Origin of the sequence: Rhodococcus sp. Q (genome assembly GCF_005503035.1) — a bacterium.
GTDB lineage: Bacteria > Actinomycetota > Actinomycetes > Mycobacteriales > Mycobacteriaceae > Rhodococcus_G.
This window is the reverse complement of the sequence record NZ_SCOY01000004.1, coordinates 187,708-204,762: the sequence shown is the minus strand read 5'-3', so window position 1 is coordinate 204,762 and position 17,055 is coordinate 187,708. Positions and strand designations below refer to the sequence as shown.

The 17,055-nt window shown below is 68.2% G+C and carries 15 protein-coding genes; 5 read left to right on the top strand and 10 right to left on the bottom strand.

Annotated features, from left to right (window positions below; translation table 11 throughout):
- Window position 1: 1 nt before the first annotated feature.
- Window positions 2-763 (top strand): LysR family substrate-binding domain-containing protein, encoded by a 762-nt coding sequence (locus tag FFS72_RS06555; RefSeq protein ID WP_137873181.1) that lies wholly within the window; start codon window positions 2-4, stop codon window positions 761-763.
- Window positions 764-849: 86 nt separating this feature from the next.
- Here FFS72_RS06555 and FFS72_RS06550 read toward each other — a convergent pair whose 3' ends face one another.
- Window positions 850-2,043 (bottom strand): acetyl-CoA C-acyltransferase, encoded by a 1,194-nt coding sequence (locus FFS72_RS06550; protein WP_212744331.1) that lies wholly within the window; start codon window positions 2,041-2,043, stop codon window positions 850-852.
- A 66-nt stretch (window positions 2,044-2,109) separates the two neighbouring features.
- A complete protein-coding gene (locus tag FFS72_RS06545; protein ID WP_137873179.1) occupies window positions 2,110-3,039 on the bottom strand; it encodes a LysR substrate-binding domain-containing protein in 930 nt (309 codons plus the stop codon).
- A gap of 120 nt (window positions 3,040-3,159) precedes the next feature.
- Here FFS72_RS06545 and FFS72_RS06540 point away from each other — a divergent pair, with 120 nt between their 5' ends.
- The gene (locus FFS72_RS06540) at window positions 3,160-3,834 is read left to right on the top strand and encodes a PhzF family phenazine biosynthesis protein (RefSeq protein WP_137873178.1); all 675 of its coding nucleotides are present in this window, start codon (window positions 3,160-3,162) and stop codon (window positions 3,832-3,834) included.
- A 97-nt stretch (window positions 3,835-3,931) separates the two neighbouring features.
- Here the strand turns inward: FFS72_RS06540 and FFS72_RS06535 are convergent, their stop codons facing one another.
- Together FFS72_RS06535 and FFS72_RS06530 are read right to left on the bottom strand one after the other, a co-directional pair.
- On the bottom strand, window positions 3,932-4,519 hold the full coding sequence (locus tag FFS72_RS06535) for a LysM peptidoglycan-binding domain-containing protein (RefSeq protein ID WP_050066133.1): 588 nt from the start codon (window positions 4,517-4,519) through the stop codon (window positions 3,932-3,934).
- Window positions 4,520-4,897: 378 nt separating this feature from the next.
- The gene (locus FFS72_RS06530; protein WP_137873177.1) at window positions 4,898-5,581 is read right to left on the bottom strand and encodes a hypothetical protein; all 684 of its coding nucleotides are present in this window, start codon (window positions 5,579-5,581) and stop codon (window positions 4,898-4,900) included.
- Between the two features lie 17 nt (window positions 5,582-5,598).
- Between FFS72_RS06530 and FFS72_RS06525 the strand changes: the two genes are divergently transcribed.
- A complete protein-coding gene (locus FFS72_RS06525; protein WP_050066135.1) occupies window positions 5,599-5,838 on the top strand; it encodes a hypothetical protein in 240 nt (79 codons plus the stop codon).
- Window positions 5,839-5,901: 63 nt separating this feature from the next.
- Here FFS72_RS06525 and FFS72_RS06520 read toward each other — a convergent pair whose 3' ends face one another.
- Complete coding sequence (locus tag FFS72_RS06520) at window positions 5,902-7,128, bottom strand: aminotransferase family protein (protein WP_137873176.1); 1,227 nt, start codon at window positions 7,126-7,128, stop codon at window positions 5,902-5,904.
- Window positions 7,125-7,817: a Pr6Pr family membrane protein gene (locus tag FFS72_RS06515; protein ID WP_137873175.1), complete on the bottom strand. Its 693-nt coding sequence runs from the start codon at window positions 7,815-7,817 to the stop codon at window positions 7,125-7,127. Before FFS72_RS06515 ends, FFS72_RS06520 begins: the two co-directional genes overlap by 4 nt.
- A gap of 68 nt (window positions 7,818-7,885) precedes the next feature.
- Between FFS72_RS06515 and hrpA the strand changes: the two genes are divergently transcribed.
- Window positions 7,886-11,794, top strand: coding sequence for an ATP-dependent RNA helicase HrpA (hrpA, locus tag FFS72_RS06510; RefSeq protein WP_137873174.1), 3,909 nt, complete (start codon window positions 7,886-7,888; stop codon window positions 11,792-11,794).
- 33 nt (window positions 11,795-11,827) lie between these two features.
- Here the strand turns inward: hrpA and nrdR are convergent, their stop codons facing one another.
- On the bottom strand, window positions 11,828-12,331 hold the full coding sequence (gene nrdR / locus FFS72_RS06505) for a transcriptional regulator NrdR (RefSeq protein WP_137873173.1): 504 nt from the start codon (window positions 12,329-12,331) through the stop codon (window positions 11,828-11,830).
- Between the two features lie 161 nt (window positions 12,332-12,492).
- The gene (locus FFS72_RS06500) at window positions 12,493-12,978 is read right to left on the bottom strand and encodes a LysM peptidoglycan-binding domain-containing protein (protein ID WP_137873172.1); all 486 of its coding nucleotides are present in this window, start codon (window positions 12,976-12,978) and stop codon (window positions 12,493-12,495) included.
- Window positions 12,979-13,327: 349 nt separating this feature from the next.
- Here FFS72_RS06500 and lexA point away from each other — a divergent pair, with 349 nt between their 5' ends.
- Window positions 13,328-14,035, top strand: a complete 708-nt coding sequence (lexA, locus tag FFS72_RS06495) for a transcriptional repressor LexA (RefSeq protein WP_137873171.1) — start codon at window positions 13,328-13,330, stop codon at window positions 14,033-14,035.
- 101 nt (window positions 14,036-14,136) lie between these two features.
- On the opposite strand, the gene FFS72_RS06490 is transcribed toward lexA, so the two are convergent.
- Both FFS72_RS06490 and FFS72_RS06485 read right to left on the bottom strand, forming a co-directional pair.
- A complete protein-coding gene (locus FFS72_RS06490) occupies window positions 14,137-15,279 on the bottom strand; it encodes an acyl-CoA dehydrogenase family protein (RefSeq protein WP_050066142.1) in 1,143 nt (380 codons plus the stop codon).
- A 331-nt stretch (window positions 15,280-15,610) separates the two neighbouring features.
- Complete coding sequence (locus FFS72_RS06485) at window positions 15,611-17,023, bottom strand: aldehyde dehydrogenase family protein (RefSeq protein WP_137873170.1); 1,413 nt, start codon at window positions 17,021-17,023, stop codon at window positions 15,611-15,613.
- Window positions 17,024-17,055: the final 32 nt, after the last annotated feature.

Sequence of the window (17,055 nt, the reverse complement as noted above, 5' to 3'; positions counted from 1 at the left end):
CATGACCGAGCCCGCACCCACGTCGTTCCGGCTCGCCTACGTACCCGGTGTCACCCCGACGAAATGGGTGCGGATCTGGGGTGAGCGCATGCCCGACGTGCGGCTCGAACTGATCGCCGTGACCGCCGGTGATGCCGTCGACCTGCTGCGCAGCGGCGGCGCGGACGCGGGCCTGGTGCGACTGCCGATCGATCGCGACGGACTCAGTGTCATCGCGCTGTACGAGGAGACACCCGTGGTGGTGGTCCCGAAGGATCACCTGCTCACCGCCGCCGACGAGATGGCCGCGGCGGACCTCGCCGACGAGATCGTCCTCCATCCCCACGACGACACCCTCGAATGGGCGTCGAGGCCGGGCACCGCCGCGCAGCACCGTCCCGACACGACCGCCGATGCGGTCGAACTGGTCGCCGCGGGGATCGGTGTGCTCGTGGTCCCGCAGTCGCTGGCGCGGCTGCACCACCGCAAGGACCTCACCTACCGCACCGTGACCGACGCACCGGTCTCCCCCGTCGCGTTGGCGTGGCCCGCGGGCACGACCACGGATCTGGTGGAGGAGTTCGTCGGGATCGTCCGCGGACGCAGCGCGAACAGCACGCGGGGACGCGGCGGCGACGAACCCGCACCGAAGCGCACCGCGTCCCAGAAGGCCGCCGCGAAGCGCGCCGCCCGCGAGGAGGCAGGCAAGATCCCGGCGCAGCGCTCCGGCAAGGCAGGCAAGTCCGCCAAGGGCAGATCAGCCCCCAAACGCGGCCGACGCTGAACGGACCGAAACGCCGAACGGGCGGTTGCCGGGGCATCGGTCGAGTGACCGTCCCGACAACCACCCGTTCGTGAGTGGGTCGCGCGTCAGACCGAGATGATCATCGCGATGCCCTGGCCGCCGCCGCCACACAGTGCTGCCGCACCGGTGCCGCCGCCTGCAGCCTTGAGCGAGTGCGCGAGGGACAGGACGATGCGCGCACCGGACATCCCGACCGGGTGCCCCACGGCGATCGCGCCGCCGTGAATGTTCACCTTGTCGGCGTCGACGCCCAGCTGACGGATCGACGCGATCGCGACACCGGCGAACGCCTCGTTGATCTCGAGCAGGTCGAGGTCCGCGACGGTGGTCTCGCCGTCCCGCTTGAGGGCGGCCTCGATGGCGTTCGCGGGCTGGTGCAGCAGGGAGGTGTCCGGGCCCGCGACGAGTGCGTGCGCGCGGATCTCGGCGATCCACTCGATGCCGCGGGCCTCGGCGACGTCCTTGCGCATCACGACGACAGCGGCGGCGCCGTCGGACAGCTGAGATGCCGCACCGGCGGTGATGGTGCCGTCCTTCGCGAACGCGGGACGCAGCTTCCCGAGCGACTCGGCGGTGGTCTCGCCGCGGATTCCCTCGTCGGCGGTGACGGTGACGGTGCCCTTGCGGGACGCGATCTCGACCGGGGCGATCTCGGCGGCGAACGCACCCGACTCGGTCGCGGCGGCAGCGAGGCGGTGCGAACGGGCCGCGAACTCGTCCTGCTGCTCGCGGGTGATGGCCTCGGATTCCGTCGCCTGGTACCCCTCGGTCGACGCACCCATCGAGATGCCGTCGAACGCACAGGTCAGGGCGTCGCGGTCGAGTGCGTCCTCGAAGTTGGTGGAGCCGTACTTGAGGCCCGTGCGGGCGCCACGCACCAGGTACGGCGCGTTGGTCATCGACTCCATGCCGCCCGCGACGACGACATCGGCGGCACCGGTCGCGATCAGGCGATCGGCCTGCATGATCGCCTCGAGGCCCGACAGGCACAGGTTGTTGACGGTGGTGGCGGGAACGGTCATCGGCAGCCCCGCCGCGACCGCGGCCTGACGCGCCGGGTTGGGGCCGACGCCCGCCTGGACGACGGTGCCCATCACGACGGCGTCGACGCCGTCGGTGCCGACACCGGCGCGCTCGATCGCTGCGGCGATGGCGCGGCCGCCGAGGTCCGCAGCCGTCAGGGACGCCAGCGCGCCCGACAGCTTGCCGATCGGGGTTCGGGCGCCTGCCACGATGACACTGGTGCTCACGACTGAGATCTCCTTCTGCTCCGGCACACCACCGCAGGCGTGCCCGACGACCATGGTCCCATCACCGCATCCCGGTCAGGAGTGCAGGTGGGCTCGCTCCGGGGCGATGGAGCGGATGACTTCGGCGAGCCGGTCGTAGGCCTCGCCTCGCCCGCTCGACGCCCGGAACACGAGTCCGATGGTGCGTCCGGGGGCCGGTGCGGCGAATCGGGCGGTGGCCAGGTCACCTCGCGCGGTTTCCACCGCGACGGCCGATTCGGGCACGAGGGTGACGCCGAGACCACCGGACACGCACTGCACCACTGTCGACAGCGACGTGGCGCGGGTGTCACCGGCGACCGGGTGCGCGCCGACGGAACGGCACAGGTCGAGTGTCTGGTCGCGGAGGCAGTGCCCCTCGTCGAGGAGCAGCAGCGGCAGGTCGTCAAGCGCTGCGGGTGTCAGGTCCACGCGCCCCGCCAGTGGGTGGTCGCGCGGGAGCACCATGACGAACTCCTCCGTGTAGACGGGGATCTCGACGGTGCCCGAGGCGTCGGCAGGCAGTGCGAGCACGGCGACGTCGAGCGACCCGCTGCGCAGTGCGGCAAGCAACCGCGCGGTCTGGTCCTCGACGACGTGCGGGACGACCGCAGGCAGTTCGGCCTTGATCACCGGGAGCAGCGATGGGAGCAGGTAGGGCGCGACGGTGGGGATCAGGCCGATCCGCAGAGGTCCGGCCAGTGCCTGCCCCACGCCGGCGGCGGTGGTGACGAATCCGTCGGCACCCTCGACGATCTGTTTCGCCTGCGCGAGGAGAACGGTTCCCGCAGCCGTGACGAGTACCCGTCGGGTGCTGCGTTCGATCAACTGCACCCCGAGGCCGTTCTCGAGGGCGGCGAGCGCCTGCGACAAGGTGGGTTGACTGACTCCGAGACGCGTTGCGGCCGTTCCGAAGTGGCGATACTCGGCGACCGCGACGAATGCGCGCAGCTGCGCCAGCGTCGGTTGCCATCCCTGATCGGACATACCTATGAGTTTAGCGCCGTTCATTGATGATCACTGTCAGCGATTCGATGCCCACCGCAACGCCCGAGAAGCGGCGTCGCTGTCACCCGAACAACACCCGGGGAGCGGTATCGTTCGACAATGGGCATACAGGTAGACGTCGTCCGGGTGTTCACCGATCCCACAGGGCGCCACGGCAATCCGCTCGGGATCGTCGACGCGACACAGGTCGCGCCGCCAGACCGACAACGCATCGCCACGACACTCGGATACAGCGAAACCATCTTCGTCGACGTACCTGAAGCGGGCGTCACCACGGCGACCGCGCAGATATTCACTCCCGCAGCCGAACTCCCCTTCGCCGGACACCCCACCGTCGGAGTCGCCTGGTGGCTCACCGACCGCGGCCTCCCCGTCGACACCCTCGCCGTGCCCGCAGGCGACGTCGCAACCCACACCACCGGCGACTACACCTGGGTGCGAGCCAAACCCGACTGGGCACCGGAGTTCACCCTGCACTGCGAGCCCGACACCGCTGCAGTCGCCGCCGTCGCCGCAACCTCGTTCGAGACCGGCCACCACTACGTATGGGCCTGGGCCGGCGAAGGCACCATCCGATCCCGCATGTTCGCACCCGAACTCGGCGTCCCCGAAGACGAGGCCACCGGCGCCGCCGCGATCCGCATCACCGACCACCTCCGCCGCGACCTGCACATCACCCAGGGACGCGGATCGAAGATCGTCACCCGCATCGTCCCCGACGGCTGGATCGAGATCGGCGGACAGGTCAGACGCGACCGCCCGGTGACCGTCTGACGACGATCACCGGGCGGTAGGCGAAAGGAAGGCTCAGAACGCGAGCGTCTGACAACCCAATGAGCTCAGAACGCGAGGGTCTGACAACTCAATGAGCTCAGAACGCGAGCGTCTGACCCGGGAAGATGAGGTCGATGTTCTGGACCTGAGACGCGAGGACCGACAGGTCGACACCGTGGTCACGGGCGATCTGCGAGAGCGTGTCGCCGGCCTGGACGACGTAGCTCGACGCACCGAGGGTCTGAACCGGTGCCGACTCCGCGATCTGGGCCGCAACCTGCTGGACCGGGTCGGCAACGGGAGCCGGGGCCGGGGCGGGCTCGGCGACCGGCTCGGCGATGTCGGAGGCACCGGTCGTCAGGTACTGACCGCACACCGGCCACGCGCCGACACCCTGGCCCGCGAGGACGTTCTCGGCGACGCGGATCTGCTCGGCCTTGCTGGCGTTGTGTGCGGAACCGTTGCCGCCGTACGCCTGCCAGGTGCTCTGGGAGAACTGCAGGCCACCGTAGTAGCCGTTGCCGGTGTTGATGGACCAGTTGCCGCCGCTCTCGCACTGTGCGACGCCATCCCAGTTGTGGGTGGCCGCGGAGGCGGTGCCTGCGCTCAGGCCCATCGGGACGGCGGCGAGGGCAGCGGTGGCAGCAAAGGCGCCGAGGGCGCGCTTGGGGGTGAAGCTGGACATACGGGGAAATCCTCTCCTTGCCGCCGGCAGTCCGATCCGAGCGCGCGACGTGCGGCGCTCGAGGTCTTTCCGTCCCACTCCTGTCCCGGGGAATTGGTGGCGTCCGGCCCGCGGGACAGGATCAAGCGGTAGCGGGTCGGCGGTGGTCCGGTTGTCTCGGGCCGGTAACGACCGTAGGCGAAAGTCACGAATCGATCTCGCACCGCGTGTCCACACCGGGCGCAACACAATTGCTGCTATAGAACGCCGTCGCGGCAGGGCACGATAGTGATTTACCGTTAAACCAACTGGCCGGTTCCGAGTAGAAATGTGACGACCGACACCACCAATTGGTGACTGCGGTCACGCACAGAGAGGGTTGGCGTCACCTGAAGGTGCCTATCGAGGCGTGCGACCCGCCGCCATATCGTCGTCGTCGAGCAGAACGGCGATCTCGTCACCGAGACGCACACCGTCGGTCAGGGGAAGGCGATCACCGCTCCAGAACTTGCCCGGGTCGTACCAGTTGGTCTTGCGACGCCCCGTCAGCAGACCCATCGCCTCGTACGTCTGCGCGACCACCTCCGCGCAGTAGGCGCTCTCGAGTCCCGCTGCCTTCTCCTGCTGCCGTCGACGCACGGAGGGCAGGCGTCCCCCGAACCATCGCGACGCCAACTTCACCGTCGACGGGAACGGAGCACCGTTCAACCGCGCGATCGTGCGAAGCAACTCGTCTTCCTGGTCCCGAGTCACCGGGGACTCCAGTTGCCGCAACCAGCCTCGCTGGCCGTACTTCGCGCCCCACACCTGCACCGCGGCGCGCAGGTCGTGCAGTTGCACACCGCGCTGGTATTTTCCGGTCCACATGTCCTGGAGCGAGTGGCCGAGTTCCGCGTGCCACATCAGCGGAGGCATGTCGTCGAGAACGACAGACATGCCGACATGGTTGACCGGGCTGTTGGTCAGCGTCTGAATGGCGCGGTCGGCGCCCGAGTGCCCCCGAAAGATCCAGATGTCGCCTGTGCGGGTGGCGTCCACCGCCACGTCGAGGGTGACCTGGGATTCGTGCATGCGCCGACTCATGCCCCTAGGTTAGAGCGATGTCGGTCAACGCCAGGTCTCTGTGGAAGCTCGTCGGACTCGCGGGTGTCGTGGGGGTCGCCGCGACGGGCGCGCTGACGGTCCGCGCCGAGCGCAAGCGTCAGGCGTACACCCCGGACGAAGTGCGCGCGCAGCTGCACACTCGCTACGCGCAGGCCGCCGCAGATGCCGAGCAGCGACCGCGAGTCGACCTCGCACCGGTCCGCCGATCGTTGCGCGACCGACTCCGCAGGCGCTGACGCACTCGTGCGCGGGTTCGGTGGCTCCCGCCTCCGAACCCGCGCACGAACGGCGGAGCCGCTCTATCCCAGTGCCGCGCGGACGCCTGCCGCCATCTCCGCGACCTGCTCGTCGGTCATCACGAACGAGGGCGAGAACTGCATCGCGCCGACACCCGCGGCACGACCCGAGATGCCGTGTTCGCGAAGGGTTCTCACGAAGGGAAGCGCCTCTGCCGGGTCCGCGAGCTGCACGGCCGCGACAGCACCGAGACCGCTGCGCACCTCCTGCACCCGCGGGTGGTCCGCCAACGGCGCCAGGTGCTCGTGCAGTGACCGCTCCAGGCGAGCGGACTCGGCGAGCAGGTTCTCGCGCTCGATGATCTCCAGGTTCGCCAATGCCGCCGCGGCGGCGCCCGCATGTCCCCCGTAGGTGTAGCCGTGCCGCCACCACACGCCGCCCGCGAAGAACGGCTCGGCGACCCGCGGCGCGATGAACACCGCACCCATCGGGACGTATCCCGACGTCAGGCCCTTCGCCGTGGTGACCATGTCCGGCTGCAGGTCGAATCGGCTGGACGCGAACCACGAACCGCCGATACGGCCGAAACCGGTGACGACCTCGTCCACGACGAACAGGATGTCGTGCTCGCGGCAGATCTCCCGCACCTCGGAGAGATAGCCCTCCGGCGGCAGGTAGATGCCGCCCGCACCGATGATGGGTTCGGCGAAGAACGCCGCGATCGAGTCGGCGCCCTCCCGCTCGATCAGTTCCAGCAGGCTCTTCGCATTGTCCCACTCCACTGTTCGGGCATCGGGCATCAGCTCGCCGTAGCCCTCCCGGTTGACGGGAATTCCCGCGAGGGCCGTTCCGGCGACGTGCATGCCGTGGTACGCCTTCTGCCTGCCGACGACGATCCGCTTGGCGGGCTTGCCGACCTCGTTCCAGTACCGCCGGGCGAGCTTCGCCGCGGTGTCGACCGAGTCGGAGCCACCGGACGTGAAGAAGATCTTGCTGCCGGGCACCGGCGCGATCTCCGCGAGCTTGTCCGCGAGCGCGACCGTCGTCTCCGGCGCGAAGTCACCGAAGTTCGAGAAGTGCGCCACCGTCGACAGCTGCTTCGCCACCGCGTCCGCGATCTCGGTGCGGCCGTGGCCGACGTTCGTGAACCACAGTCCGGCGGTCGCATCGAGGTAACGCGTTCCGGCGTCGTCCCAGATGTACGCTCCCTCACCACGACTGACCACGAAGGCCCCGTCTCGCTGCACCGCGCCCATGTCGGCGAATCCGTGCCAGAGCGAATCGCTCATTCTTCGACCTCTCTCTCGACGCCGCCGAAGTGCGTCTCTACTTCCTTTCCATCACCGTATCGCCACCGCCGCGCCAGGCGCCCGGCAGCATTCACCGCCAGCGCCATCAGCACGAACGCCAGCAGCAACACGACGAGCCCGATCGCCATCTGGAGATAGCCGTTCGGCCGAGGGTCGATGAAGGGATAGGGATAGAAGTCCGCGAACGGACCGCGAACGAGGGTGTAGATGCCGTACGCCAACGGGAACCACAGCCACGTGACGGACCGCCCGTCGCTGATCCGCATGCGCGGCGGACTGATCAGCCAGTCCAGCAGGATCACCAGCGGGATGTAGCGGTGCAGGGTGTCGTTGATCCACTTGTCGGTGAGCTGCACATCGACATCCGCCAGCAGGACCGCGTAGATGATCCCGGTGATCACCATGTACAGGGTCGTGGCGCCGCGAAAGAGCTGCCAGCGCTCGGACTGCGGGTCGGAGACGGCCCCGACCAGCAACACGACCAAGGCGAGCACGTTGCTCAGGATGGTGAAGTAGCTGAAGTAGTTCGCCACCGAGAACGACGGGGTGTCGAGGTTGCGCAGCGGAATCCAGGCCAGCGCGACGAAGCCGAGGACGGCGAACGCGAACCGCAGGATTCGAACGAGGGCGGGACTGTGGGGAGCCGTGCTCGCGGGCGTGTCGGTCACCGGGCGATCGTCGCACGCCGCGACGCCGACACCGGGGATTTGCCGACGCCCGCTACGCTGGTCGCAGCATGTCCACCACGCCTTCCGCCGCGCCGTCCGGCCCGAATCGACGCGAACTCACGCGACTCCTGCCCGAACTCACCCTGCGCGACGAGCACCGCCTGCGCCGCAAGCTCGACCGCGCCCGCTCACCGGAGGCCGTCGCCGCGCTCGGGCGGGAGATCGCCGCCGCGCAGGCCCGGGTCCTGACGCGTCGAGCCGCCGTCCCCGCGACCACCTATCCCGAGGCGCTGCCGGTCAGTGCCCGCCGCGACGACATCGCCGCTGCGATCGCCGAGCACCAGGTGGTGATCGTCGCCGGCGAAACCGGTTCGGGCAAGACCACCCAGATCCCGAAGATCTGCCTCGATCTGGGACGCGGAATCCGTGGGCTGATCGGGCACACACAGCCCCGCCGCCTCGCGGCCCGCACGGTCGCGGAGCGGATCGCCGAGGAACTGGGAACCGACCTCGGCGACGCGGTCGGGTACACGGTCCGCTTCACCGACCAGGTGTCGGACGGCACCCTGATCAAGCTGATGACGGACGGCATCCTGCTCGCCGAGATCCAGCGGGACCGGCTGCTGCGCCGCTACGACACCCTGATCATCGACGAGGCGCACGAGCGCAGCCTCAACATCGACTTCATCCTCGGCTACCTCAAGCAGCTGCTCCCCCGGCGTCCCGATCTGAAGGTGATCATCACCTCCGCGACGATCGACCCCGAGCGGTTCGCCGAGCACTTCGCCGTCGACGGGGTGCCCGCACCGATCGTCGAGGTCTCGGGTCGCACCTTCCCGGTGGAGATGCGCTACCGCCCGCTCACCGTGCACGTCGGCGAGCAGACGATCGACCGCGATCCGGTGGACGCAGTCGGTGAGGCCGTCGAGGAACTGCTGACCGAGGGCGACGGGGACATCCTCGTGTTCCTCTCGGGCGAGCGGGAGATCCGGGACACCGCGGACGCCTTGCGCGAGCGCAAGATTCGCGGCCTGGACATCCTGCCGCTGTACGCACGACTGTCCGCCGCCGAGCAGCACCGTGTGTTCGAGCGGCACACCGGCCGCCGGGTCGTCCTGTCCACCAACGTCGCCGAGACGTCCCTGACCGTGCCCGGAATCCGGTACGTCGTCGATCCGGGTACCGCCCGCATCTCGCGGTACTCGGTGCGCACCAAGGTGCAGCGGCTTCCGATCGAGGAGATCTCGCAGGCCTCCGCCCGACAGCGCGCCGGTCGATGCGGTCGCGTCGCCGACGGCATCTGCATCCGCCTGTACTCGGAGGAGGACTTCGACGCGCGTCCGGAGTTCACCGAACCGGAGATCCTGCGCACCAACCTGGCGTCGGTGGTGCTGCAGATGACCGCTCTCGGTCTCGGCGACATCGAGGCGTTCCCGTTCGTCGAGAAGCCCGACCCGCGGGCCGTACGCGACGGAATCGCCCTGCTCGAGGAACTCGGTGCGATCTCGCCGCCGAAGAAGGACGCGCCCGCCGAGCTCACACCGGTCGGCCGCGAACTCGCCCAGATCCCCGTCGACCCACGGATGGCGCGGATGCTCGCGCAGGCCAACGAAACGGGCTGCCTGCGCGAGATGCTGGTCATCGTCTCTGCCCTGTCGATCCAGGACGTACGCGAACGCCCGGCCGAACACCAGCAGGCCGCAGACGAGAAGCATGCCCGCTTCGTCGTCCCCGGATCGGACTTCCTGGCGTACCAGAAGCTGTGGGAGTACCTGCGTTCACAGCGGAAGGAGCTGTCCTCCAACCAGTTCCGCAAGATGTGCAAGGCCGAGTTCCTGCACTGGCTGCGCATCCGGGAATGGCAGGACCTACACGGACAGTTGTCCCAGATCACCCGATCGCTCGGCTGGTCCGTCGCCGACGGGGACGCGTCGCCGGACTCCGTTCATCAGGCTCTGCTCGCAGGCCTGCTGTCCCACATCGGGCTGCGGGAGGGTGACAAGAAGGACTTCCTCGGCGCCCGCGGCGCCCGCTTCGCCGTCTTCCCCGGGTCCTCGCTGTTCAAGAAGCCACCACGCTGGGTCATGGCCGCCGAACTCGTCGAGACGTCGCGACTGTGGGGTCGCATGGCTGCCGGCATCGAACCGGAATGGGCCGAGAAACTCGCACCCCACCTCGTCAAGCGCACCTACTCGGAACCGCACTGGTCGACCAAGCGGGCCTGCGCGATGGCATACGAACGGGTGACGCTGTACGGGATTCCCCTCGTCGCCAAACGCGCGGTCACCTACTCCGCGATCGACCCCGAGGCCTCCCGGGAACTGTTCCTCCGGCACGCGCTCGTCCAGGGCGAATGGCAGACCCAGCACAAGTTCTTCCACGCCAACCGCGCCCTCCTCGACGACGTCGAGGAGATGGAGACCCGGGCCCGGCGCCGGGACATCCTCGTCGACGACGAAGCGCTGTTCGAGTTCTACGACCAGCGCGTCGGCCCGGAAGCGGTGTCCGCGAGGCACTTCGACACGTGGTGGAAGCAGGCCAGACGCAGCAACCCGGACCTGCTCACGTTCACCGCTGCGAACGTCGTCAATCCCGAGGCGTCGTCGGTCCTCGGCGGTGACTACCCGAACACGTGGCGCCAGGGCGAGCTCTCGTTCCCCCTGACCTACCAGTTCGAACCGGGCACCGAGGAGGACGGCGTCACCGCGCGCATACCCGTCGCGCTGCTCGCCCAGGTTCGGAACGTCGGTTTCGAGTGGCTCGTGCCGGGCATGCGGGAAGAGTTGGTCACGGCACTGATCAAGACCCTTCCGAAGACGTTGCGTCGCACCGTTGTTCCCGCTCCCGACTACGCGCGGGCGGCACTGTCCGTCGTCAAGCCCCGCACGGAACCGCTGACGGTGGCGGTCGCCCGAGAGCTGACGCGGATGGCGGGCACCCCGATCAACCCCGGCGACTTCGACCTGTCCGCCGTGCCCGATCACCTGCGGATGACGTTTGCCGCCGTCGATCCGGCGGGGAAGGTCCTCGGCCGCAGCAAGAGCCTCGATGACCTCCGCGCCGGACAGGCCACCCGGGTCGCGGCAGCGGTGTCGAAGGCGACGGCGACAACGGAGCGGCCCGCGGCAACGGTGTGGACCTCCGAGACGCTCGGAACAGTCCCGGACACGGTGACCCGCACACTCGGCGGGCAGAAGGTCGTCGGATATCCGGCGCTGGTTCCCGAACGCGATGGTGTCGCGGTTCGGGTCATGGCAACGGCCGCCGAGCAGCGACGGGCGATGCTCGAAGGGACCCGGGCGCTACTCATGGCCGCAGTGCCGACCCCGACGAAATCGGCGATCGGCGGACTCGGGACCCGCGATCGGCTGGCGCTGAGCCAGAATCCGCACGGCAGCGTCGACGCGCTCATCGACGATTGCCGAACCTGCGCAGTGGACGCCCTGATCAACCGGCACGGCGGTCCGCCGCGCTCACCGGAGGCATTCGACGCCTTGCAGTCCGCGGTGCGCGGGGAACTCGCACGTGAGGTGGCGGTACTCGTTCGGCTCGTTGTTCCGATTCTGTCTCGAACACAGGAGCTTCGCGTGCTTCTCGACGGCGCCCGAGGTGACACGGCCGACGACGTCCGCGAGCAACTCGATGCCCTCGTCTATCGCGGGTTCGTCGCCGACACCGGCGCTACCAGGCTCCGTGAGCTTCCTCGCTACCTCGATGCGGCGATCGCGCGGCTACGGGCGCTGCCCGGGTGGGCGACCCGCGATCGCCAGAACCTGACGGTCTTGGACGGCGTCTTCGACGACTACGGGAAGCTGCTCGCGCGCCTCGACCCGCGGCGGCACCACGACCCCGACGTGGATGCGGTCCGGTGGATGATCGAGGAACTGCGGGTCGGACTGTTCGCTCAGTCGCTGGGGACGCCGTATCCGGTGTCTGCCAAGCGAATCAGCAAGGCGATGTCTGCCATCACCCGGTAGCAGTGCCGGGCTTACGATCTCGACGGGTGCCGGCTACGGGGTGCCTGCATCCGACCCGTCGGCCGGATCGCTGTCGACACGAGCTGATTCGGCTCGGTGCACCCGCAGATCCTTGATCTCCTGCTCGAAGTCCTCGGCAGAGGAGAACGAGCGGTAGACCGATGCAAAGCGCAGGTACGCGACCTCGTCGAGATCGCGGAGCGGACCGAGAATCGCCAATCCGATCTCGTTGCTCGGGATCTCAGCGGACCCGTTGGCGCGCACGTTCTCCTCGACCTTCTGCGCCAACTGGTACAGGGCGTCGTCGGCGACGTCGCGGCCCTGGCACGCGCGTCGCACCCCCCGTACCACCTTCTCTCGACTGAACGGCTCGGTGACGCCGCTGCGCTTGACGACCGACACCACAGCCGTCTCCACCGTCGTGAATCGGCGTCCGCACTCGGGGCACTGCCTTCTGCGCCGAATCGCCTGTCCCTCGTCCGCCTCACGCGAGTCGACGACGCGCGAGTCGGGGTGCCGACAGAACGGGCAGTGCATGGCGTGTCCTTCGCGTGAACCGTAGAGGCGGTCGTGAGTCCCCGGCACCACGAGGGCGTCCTGATGCCCAGGTGCACCGAGCCCACACGCTCCACTGGATGTGGTGGGCCCAACAGGGTTCGACAATACCGTTGTGTCACGCATGTCCGCGCACGTCCCGGTCAGTCGCTCACCGACACCGGCACGACTAGCGTCTGCCCCGGATGCACCGCGGAGTCCGAGAGGGCGTTGAGGTCGACGATTCGATCCACGACCTGCCACGTGTCGACCCCGGGCGCGACCCGTGCCGCAACGTCCCCGAGGGACTCACCGCCGCGCACCTGAACGACGGCAGTCCGGTCCGGCACCGGGTCCGATGTCCGCCACTGCGCCAAACCCAGGAAACCTGCCATCACCAGTGCCGTGACGAGGGCGGTGATCACGACGGCCCCCCACCCGACGTCCTGTGTGTCGCTCCGATGCGGGGTTCGCGACGTCGCTGCGCGAGGCCGTTCGTACGACAGCGGCCTGCCACCGGGACGAACGTCCGCATCCTGTCGGCGCTCGATCCGACGGCGGGTGTCGACCACACGACCGGACGCAGAGCCACGCGAAGGGCCGCCACCTGTGGAGCCGGGGCCGCCGAAGATGTCCGTCGCAACGCTCATGAGAACCTCCACTGATGTCCGAACAGCGCCTGGGTTCGAATCGATGACGGTCGATCGGCGCTGGTACTCGAGTGCGGGATGTGCGCGAAACCGGTGTTCGATCACGCGTTCGAAAGAACGCATGTTCGATTTCTACCACGCCGCACCGACAAAATCGCCTCCTGGCGGCAAAAATCTCGAACAGATGTTTGATAAGCCTGCTCGATGCGTCTAGATTCGTGTCAGAAGCCACACCACGCCCAGGCGTCCCATTGGACTCACCCGTACACACGCAACACATGCGGGTTGTGGGCACACAGGAATCGACACGACAGACCAGTACGGACGACGGACAAGCCCAGGAGGCTCCATGAAGGACGACAGCTCCAGCGAAGGCGCGCCTGCCGGCACCGGCAGGCCCGCGACGGCGGGGCTAACGGATCGGCAGCGGCGCGTTCTGGAGGTGATCCGCGAGTCGGTCAGCGAGCGTGGCTATCCGCCCAGCATCCGCGAGATCGGTGACGCGGTCGGCCTCACGTCCACGTCGTCGGTCGCCCACCAGCTGCGCACACTCGAACGCAAGGGGTTCCTCCGTCGGGACCCGAATCGCCCACGCGCAGTCGACGTCCGAGGACTCGACGAGGTGGCCCCGACCTCGGCTCCCTCCACGACAGTCGGCGAGGGAGCCGGGTTGGAGTCGGTGAAGCCTGCGATGGTCCCCGTACTCGGACGCATCGCGGCAGGCGGCCCGATCCTCGCGGAGGAGGCGGTCGAGGACGTCTTCCCCCTTCCCCGCGAACTGGTCGGGCAGGGTTCGCTGTTCCTTCTGAAGGTGGTCGGCGAGTCGATGATCGACGCCGCCATCTGCGACGGCGACTGGGTCGTGGTGCGCCAGCAGTCCGTCGCCGAGAACGGCGACATCGTGGCCGCGATGATCGAGGGCGAGGCCACCGTGAAGACGTTCAAGCGCGCGAAGGGTCAGGTGTGGCTGATGCCGCACAACGAGCTGTTCGAGCCCATTCCCGGCAACGACGCACAGATCCTCGGCAAGGTCGTCACCGTGATGCGGAAGATCTGACGCAGCCTCCTCGGGGTGTGAGACCCACTCAGGGCCGTGACGGATGATTCCGTCACGGCCCCGAGCAGCCCCTCACAGGTTCGGGTGGTGCGACCGCACCGTCAGAGATTCAGGCCCCGCCCGATGATCTCCTTCATGATCTCGCTGGTTCCGCCGTAGATCTTCTGCACACGAGAGTCCATGTACGCCTTCGCGATCGGGTACTCCCGCATGTAGCCGTAGCCGCCGTGCAGCTGGAGGCAACGGTCGATGAGCTCGACCTGCCGGTCGGTGGTCCAGTACTTGGCCATCGCGGCCTCCTGGACGGTGAGCTTGTTCTGATTCAGCAGCTCGATCGACTTGTCGACGAAGACGCGCGCGATCTGCGTCTGCGTCGCCATGTCCGCGAGCTCGAAACGGGTGTTCTGGAAGCTGCCGATGGACTTGCCGAAGGCCTTGCGGTCGCGGACGTACTGGATGGTCATGTCCAGCGCCGATTCCATCGCGGCGGCGGCGACGACAGCGATCGACAGGCGTTCCTGCGGAAGGTTCTTCATCAGATAGATGAAGCCCATCCCCTCCTCACCGAGCAGATTCGTCGCGGGCACACGGACATCGGTGAAGCTGAGTTCGGCGGTGTCCTGGGCCTTCAAACCGATCTTGTCGAGGTTGCGTCCACGTTCGAAGCCCTCCATGCCGCGCTCGACCACGAGCAGGGAGAAGCCCTGCGCGCCCTTGTCGGGGTCGGTCTGCGCAACGACGATCACGAGGTCGGCGTTGATTCCGTTGGTGATGAAGGTCTTGGAACCGTTCAGGATCCAGTGGTCACCGTCGCGAACTGCGCGGGTCTTGATGCCCTGCAGGTCCGATCCGGTGCCGGGCTCGGTCATCGCGATCGCGGTGATGATCTCGCCGGAACAGAATCCGGGCAGCCAGCGCTGCTTCTGCTCCTCGGTCGCGAGATCCATCAGGTACGGGGCGACGACGTCGTTGTGGAGCATGAAGCCGATGCCGCTGAAGCCCCGGCGGGTGGTCTCCTCGGTGACGATCGCGTTGTACCGGAAGTCCAGCACGCCGCCGCCGCCGTACTCCTCGGGCACAGCCATGCCGAGGAAGCCCTGGTCTCCGGCCTTCTTCCAGACCTCACGGTCGACGATGTTCTGCTCTTCCCACAGGTCGTGGTTCGGCGCGACCTCCTGGTCGAGGAACTTGCGGTAGGACTCACGGAAGAGTTCGTGCTCGGGCTCGAAGAGAGTGCGTTCCATACGCTCAGGCTAGGTCGCCGTCGAGCGACCGGTCGATGACCCGAACGAGCGCAAAGTGTGACCGGGGAGACAGTCGACGCCCCGGCCACTCATACCCGCGAAGATCGGGCCGCTCATCCGCGCGAGCGCGGGCATTCCCTCGTATGGGTGGATCACGGGTTCGATCGCCATGAAGCCTCCTCCGGTTGGCGCCCCGCACCCGTGGTGCGCTCTCGGTCCCCTCACACCCGAAAGCGCACCACTGCGGCGGTGCCGCACATCAGTGCTGCGGCGGTGCCGCACATCAGTGCTGCGGCGGTGCCGCACATCAGTGCTGCGGCGGAGCCGCGTGTCAGCTCTGAATGGACTTGACCTCCAGGAACTCTTCGAGCCCGAACACACCCGCCTCGCGGCCGTTGCCGGACTGCTTGTAGCCGCCGAACGGCGCGTTGACGTTGAAGGCGCCGTCGTTGACCTGGATCTGGCCGGCCCGGATCCGACGGGCGATCCGGTCGGCGCGCTCCCGCGATCCGGACCAGACGGCACCGGCGAGGCCGTAGTCGGTGGCGTTGGCCAGGCGCACCGCCTCCTCCTCGCTGTCGTACGCCTCGATTGCGAGGACGGGTCCGAAGACCTCCTCCTTGTGGAGGGTCATGTCCTCGGTGACGTCGGAGAACACAGTCGGGCGCACGAAGGCACCGGGCGCGTCGAGGTCCACCTCGCCACCCGCGACCAGGCGCGCACCCTCGTCGAGGGCGGTGCGGATGTGACCGAGGACGCGCTGCTGCTGCGCCCGCGACGACAGCGGGCCGACCGCGGTCCCCTCGTCCGAGGGGTCACCTACGGGCAGCGCCTCGGCCGTAGCCTTTGCCAGCGCCTCCACCTCGGCGACCCGGTCACGCGGCACGAGCATGCGGGTGAGCGCCGTGCACGTCTGACCGGAGTTCAGCATCATCGTCTGCACCGACGCCGGCACCACGGCGGCGAGGTCGGTGTCGTCGAGGATGACGTTCGGGCTCTTGCCACCGAGTTCGAGCGACACCTTCTTGACGGTGCGGGCCGCGACCTCGGAGATGCGGCGTCCCGCGCGGGTGGAGCCGGTGAAGCTGACGATGTCGACGTCGTCGTGGCCCGCGAGCGCCTCACCGACGTCCGGCCCGGTGCCGAAGACGACGTTGAACACGCCTGGGGGCAGGCCGATCTCGTCGACGATCTCGGTGAGGATGATCGCGCAGAGAGGAGTGACCTCACTCGGCTTCACGACGACCGTGTTGCCGGCGGCCAGGCCGTACGCGACCTTCAGTGCGATCTGGTGCAGCGGGTAGTTCCACGGCGTGATGGCTGCGAGGACACCGAACGGTTCCCGGACGATCGTCGAACCGCGGTACTCGGTCTCGAACTCGTACTCGCGCACGATGTTCGCGGACTCGGCGAAGCTGTTGAGAGGCAACGGGACCTGGATCGCCCGCGACACCGAAATGGGGCAACCCATCTCGGACGAGATCGTGCTCGCGATCTCCTCGGCCCGCTCGGCGAGCTTCCCGGCGATCGCCGTGAGGAGGTCCGCGCGCTCGGAAGCCGGCGTCTCGGACCAGCCCGGGAACGCCGCCCTGGCGGCCGCGACGGCGGCGTCCACGTCGGCGACGGTACCCGCGGTGACCTCGGCGATCACCTCGTCGTTCGCCGGATTCGTCACGGGGATCCGTGTCGTTCCACTCGACGGAACCCACTTGCCGTCGATGTAGTTCTTGTCGTGCGTCTGCATGAATCTGCTCTCTGTCGTGTGCTCGGTCAGTG

Coding starts and splice junctions, on each gene's coding strand:
- FFS72_RS06555 (WP_137873181.1), top strand. CDS start 2: ATGACCGAGCCCGCACCCACGTCGTTCCGGCTCGCCTACGTACCCGGT.
- FFS72_RS06545 (WP_137873179.1), bottom strand. CDS start 3,039: ATGTCCGATCAGGGATGGCAACCGACGCTGGCGCAGCTGCGCGCATTC.
- FFS72_RS06540 (WP_137873178.1), top strand. CDS start 3,160: ATGGGCATACAGGTAGACGTCGTCCGGGTGTTCACCGATCCCACAGGG.
- FFS72_RS06535 (WP_050066133.1), bottom strand. CDS start 4,519: ATGTCCAGCTTCACCCCCAAGCGCGCCCTCGGCGCCTTTGCTGCCACC.
- FFS72_RS06530 (WP_137873177.1), bottom strand. CDS start 5,581: ATGAGTCGGCGCATGCACGAATCCCAGGTCACCCTCGACGTGGCGGTG.
- FFS72_RS06525 (WP_050066135.1), top strand. CDS start 5,599: ATGTCGGTCAACGCCAGGTCTCTGTGGAAGCTCGTCGGACTCGCGGGT.
- FFS72_RS06520 (WP_137873176.1), bottom strand. CDS start 7,128: ATGAGCGATTCGCTCTGGCACGGATTCGCCGACATGGGCGCGGTGCAG.
- hrpA (WP_137873174.1), top strand. CDS start 7,886: ATGTCCACCACGCCTTCCGCCGCGCCGTCCGGCCCGAATCGACGCGAA.
- nrdR (WP_137873173.1), bottom strand. CDS start 12,331: ATGCACTGCCCGTTCTGTCGGCACCCCGACTCGCGCGTCGTCGACTCG.
- FFS72_RS06500 (WP_137873172.1), bottom strand. CDS start 12,978: ATGAGCGTTGCGACGGACATCTTCGGCGGCCCCGGCTCCACAGGTGGC.
- lexA (WP_137873171.1), top strand. CDS start 13,328: ATGAAGGACGACAGCTCCAGCGAAGGCGCGCCTGCCGGCACCGGCAGG.
- FFS72_RS06490 (WP_050066142.1), bottom strand. CDS start 15,279: ATGGAACGCACTCTCTTCGAGCCCGAGCACGAACTCTTCCGTGAGTCC.
- FFS72_RS06485 (WP_137873170.1), bottom strand. CDS start 17,023: ATGCAGACGCACGACAAGAACTACATCGACGGCAAGTGGGTTCCGTCG.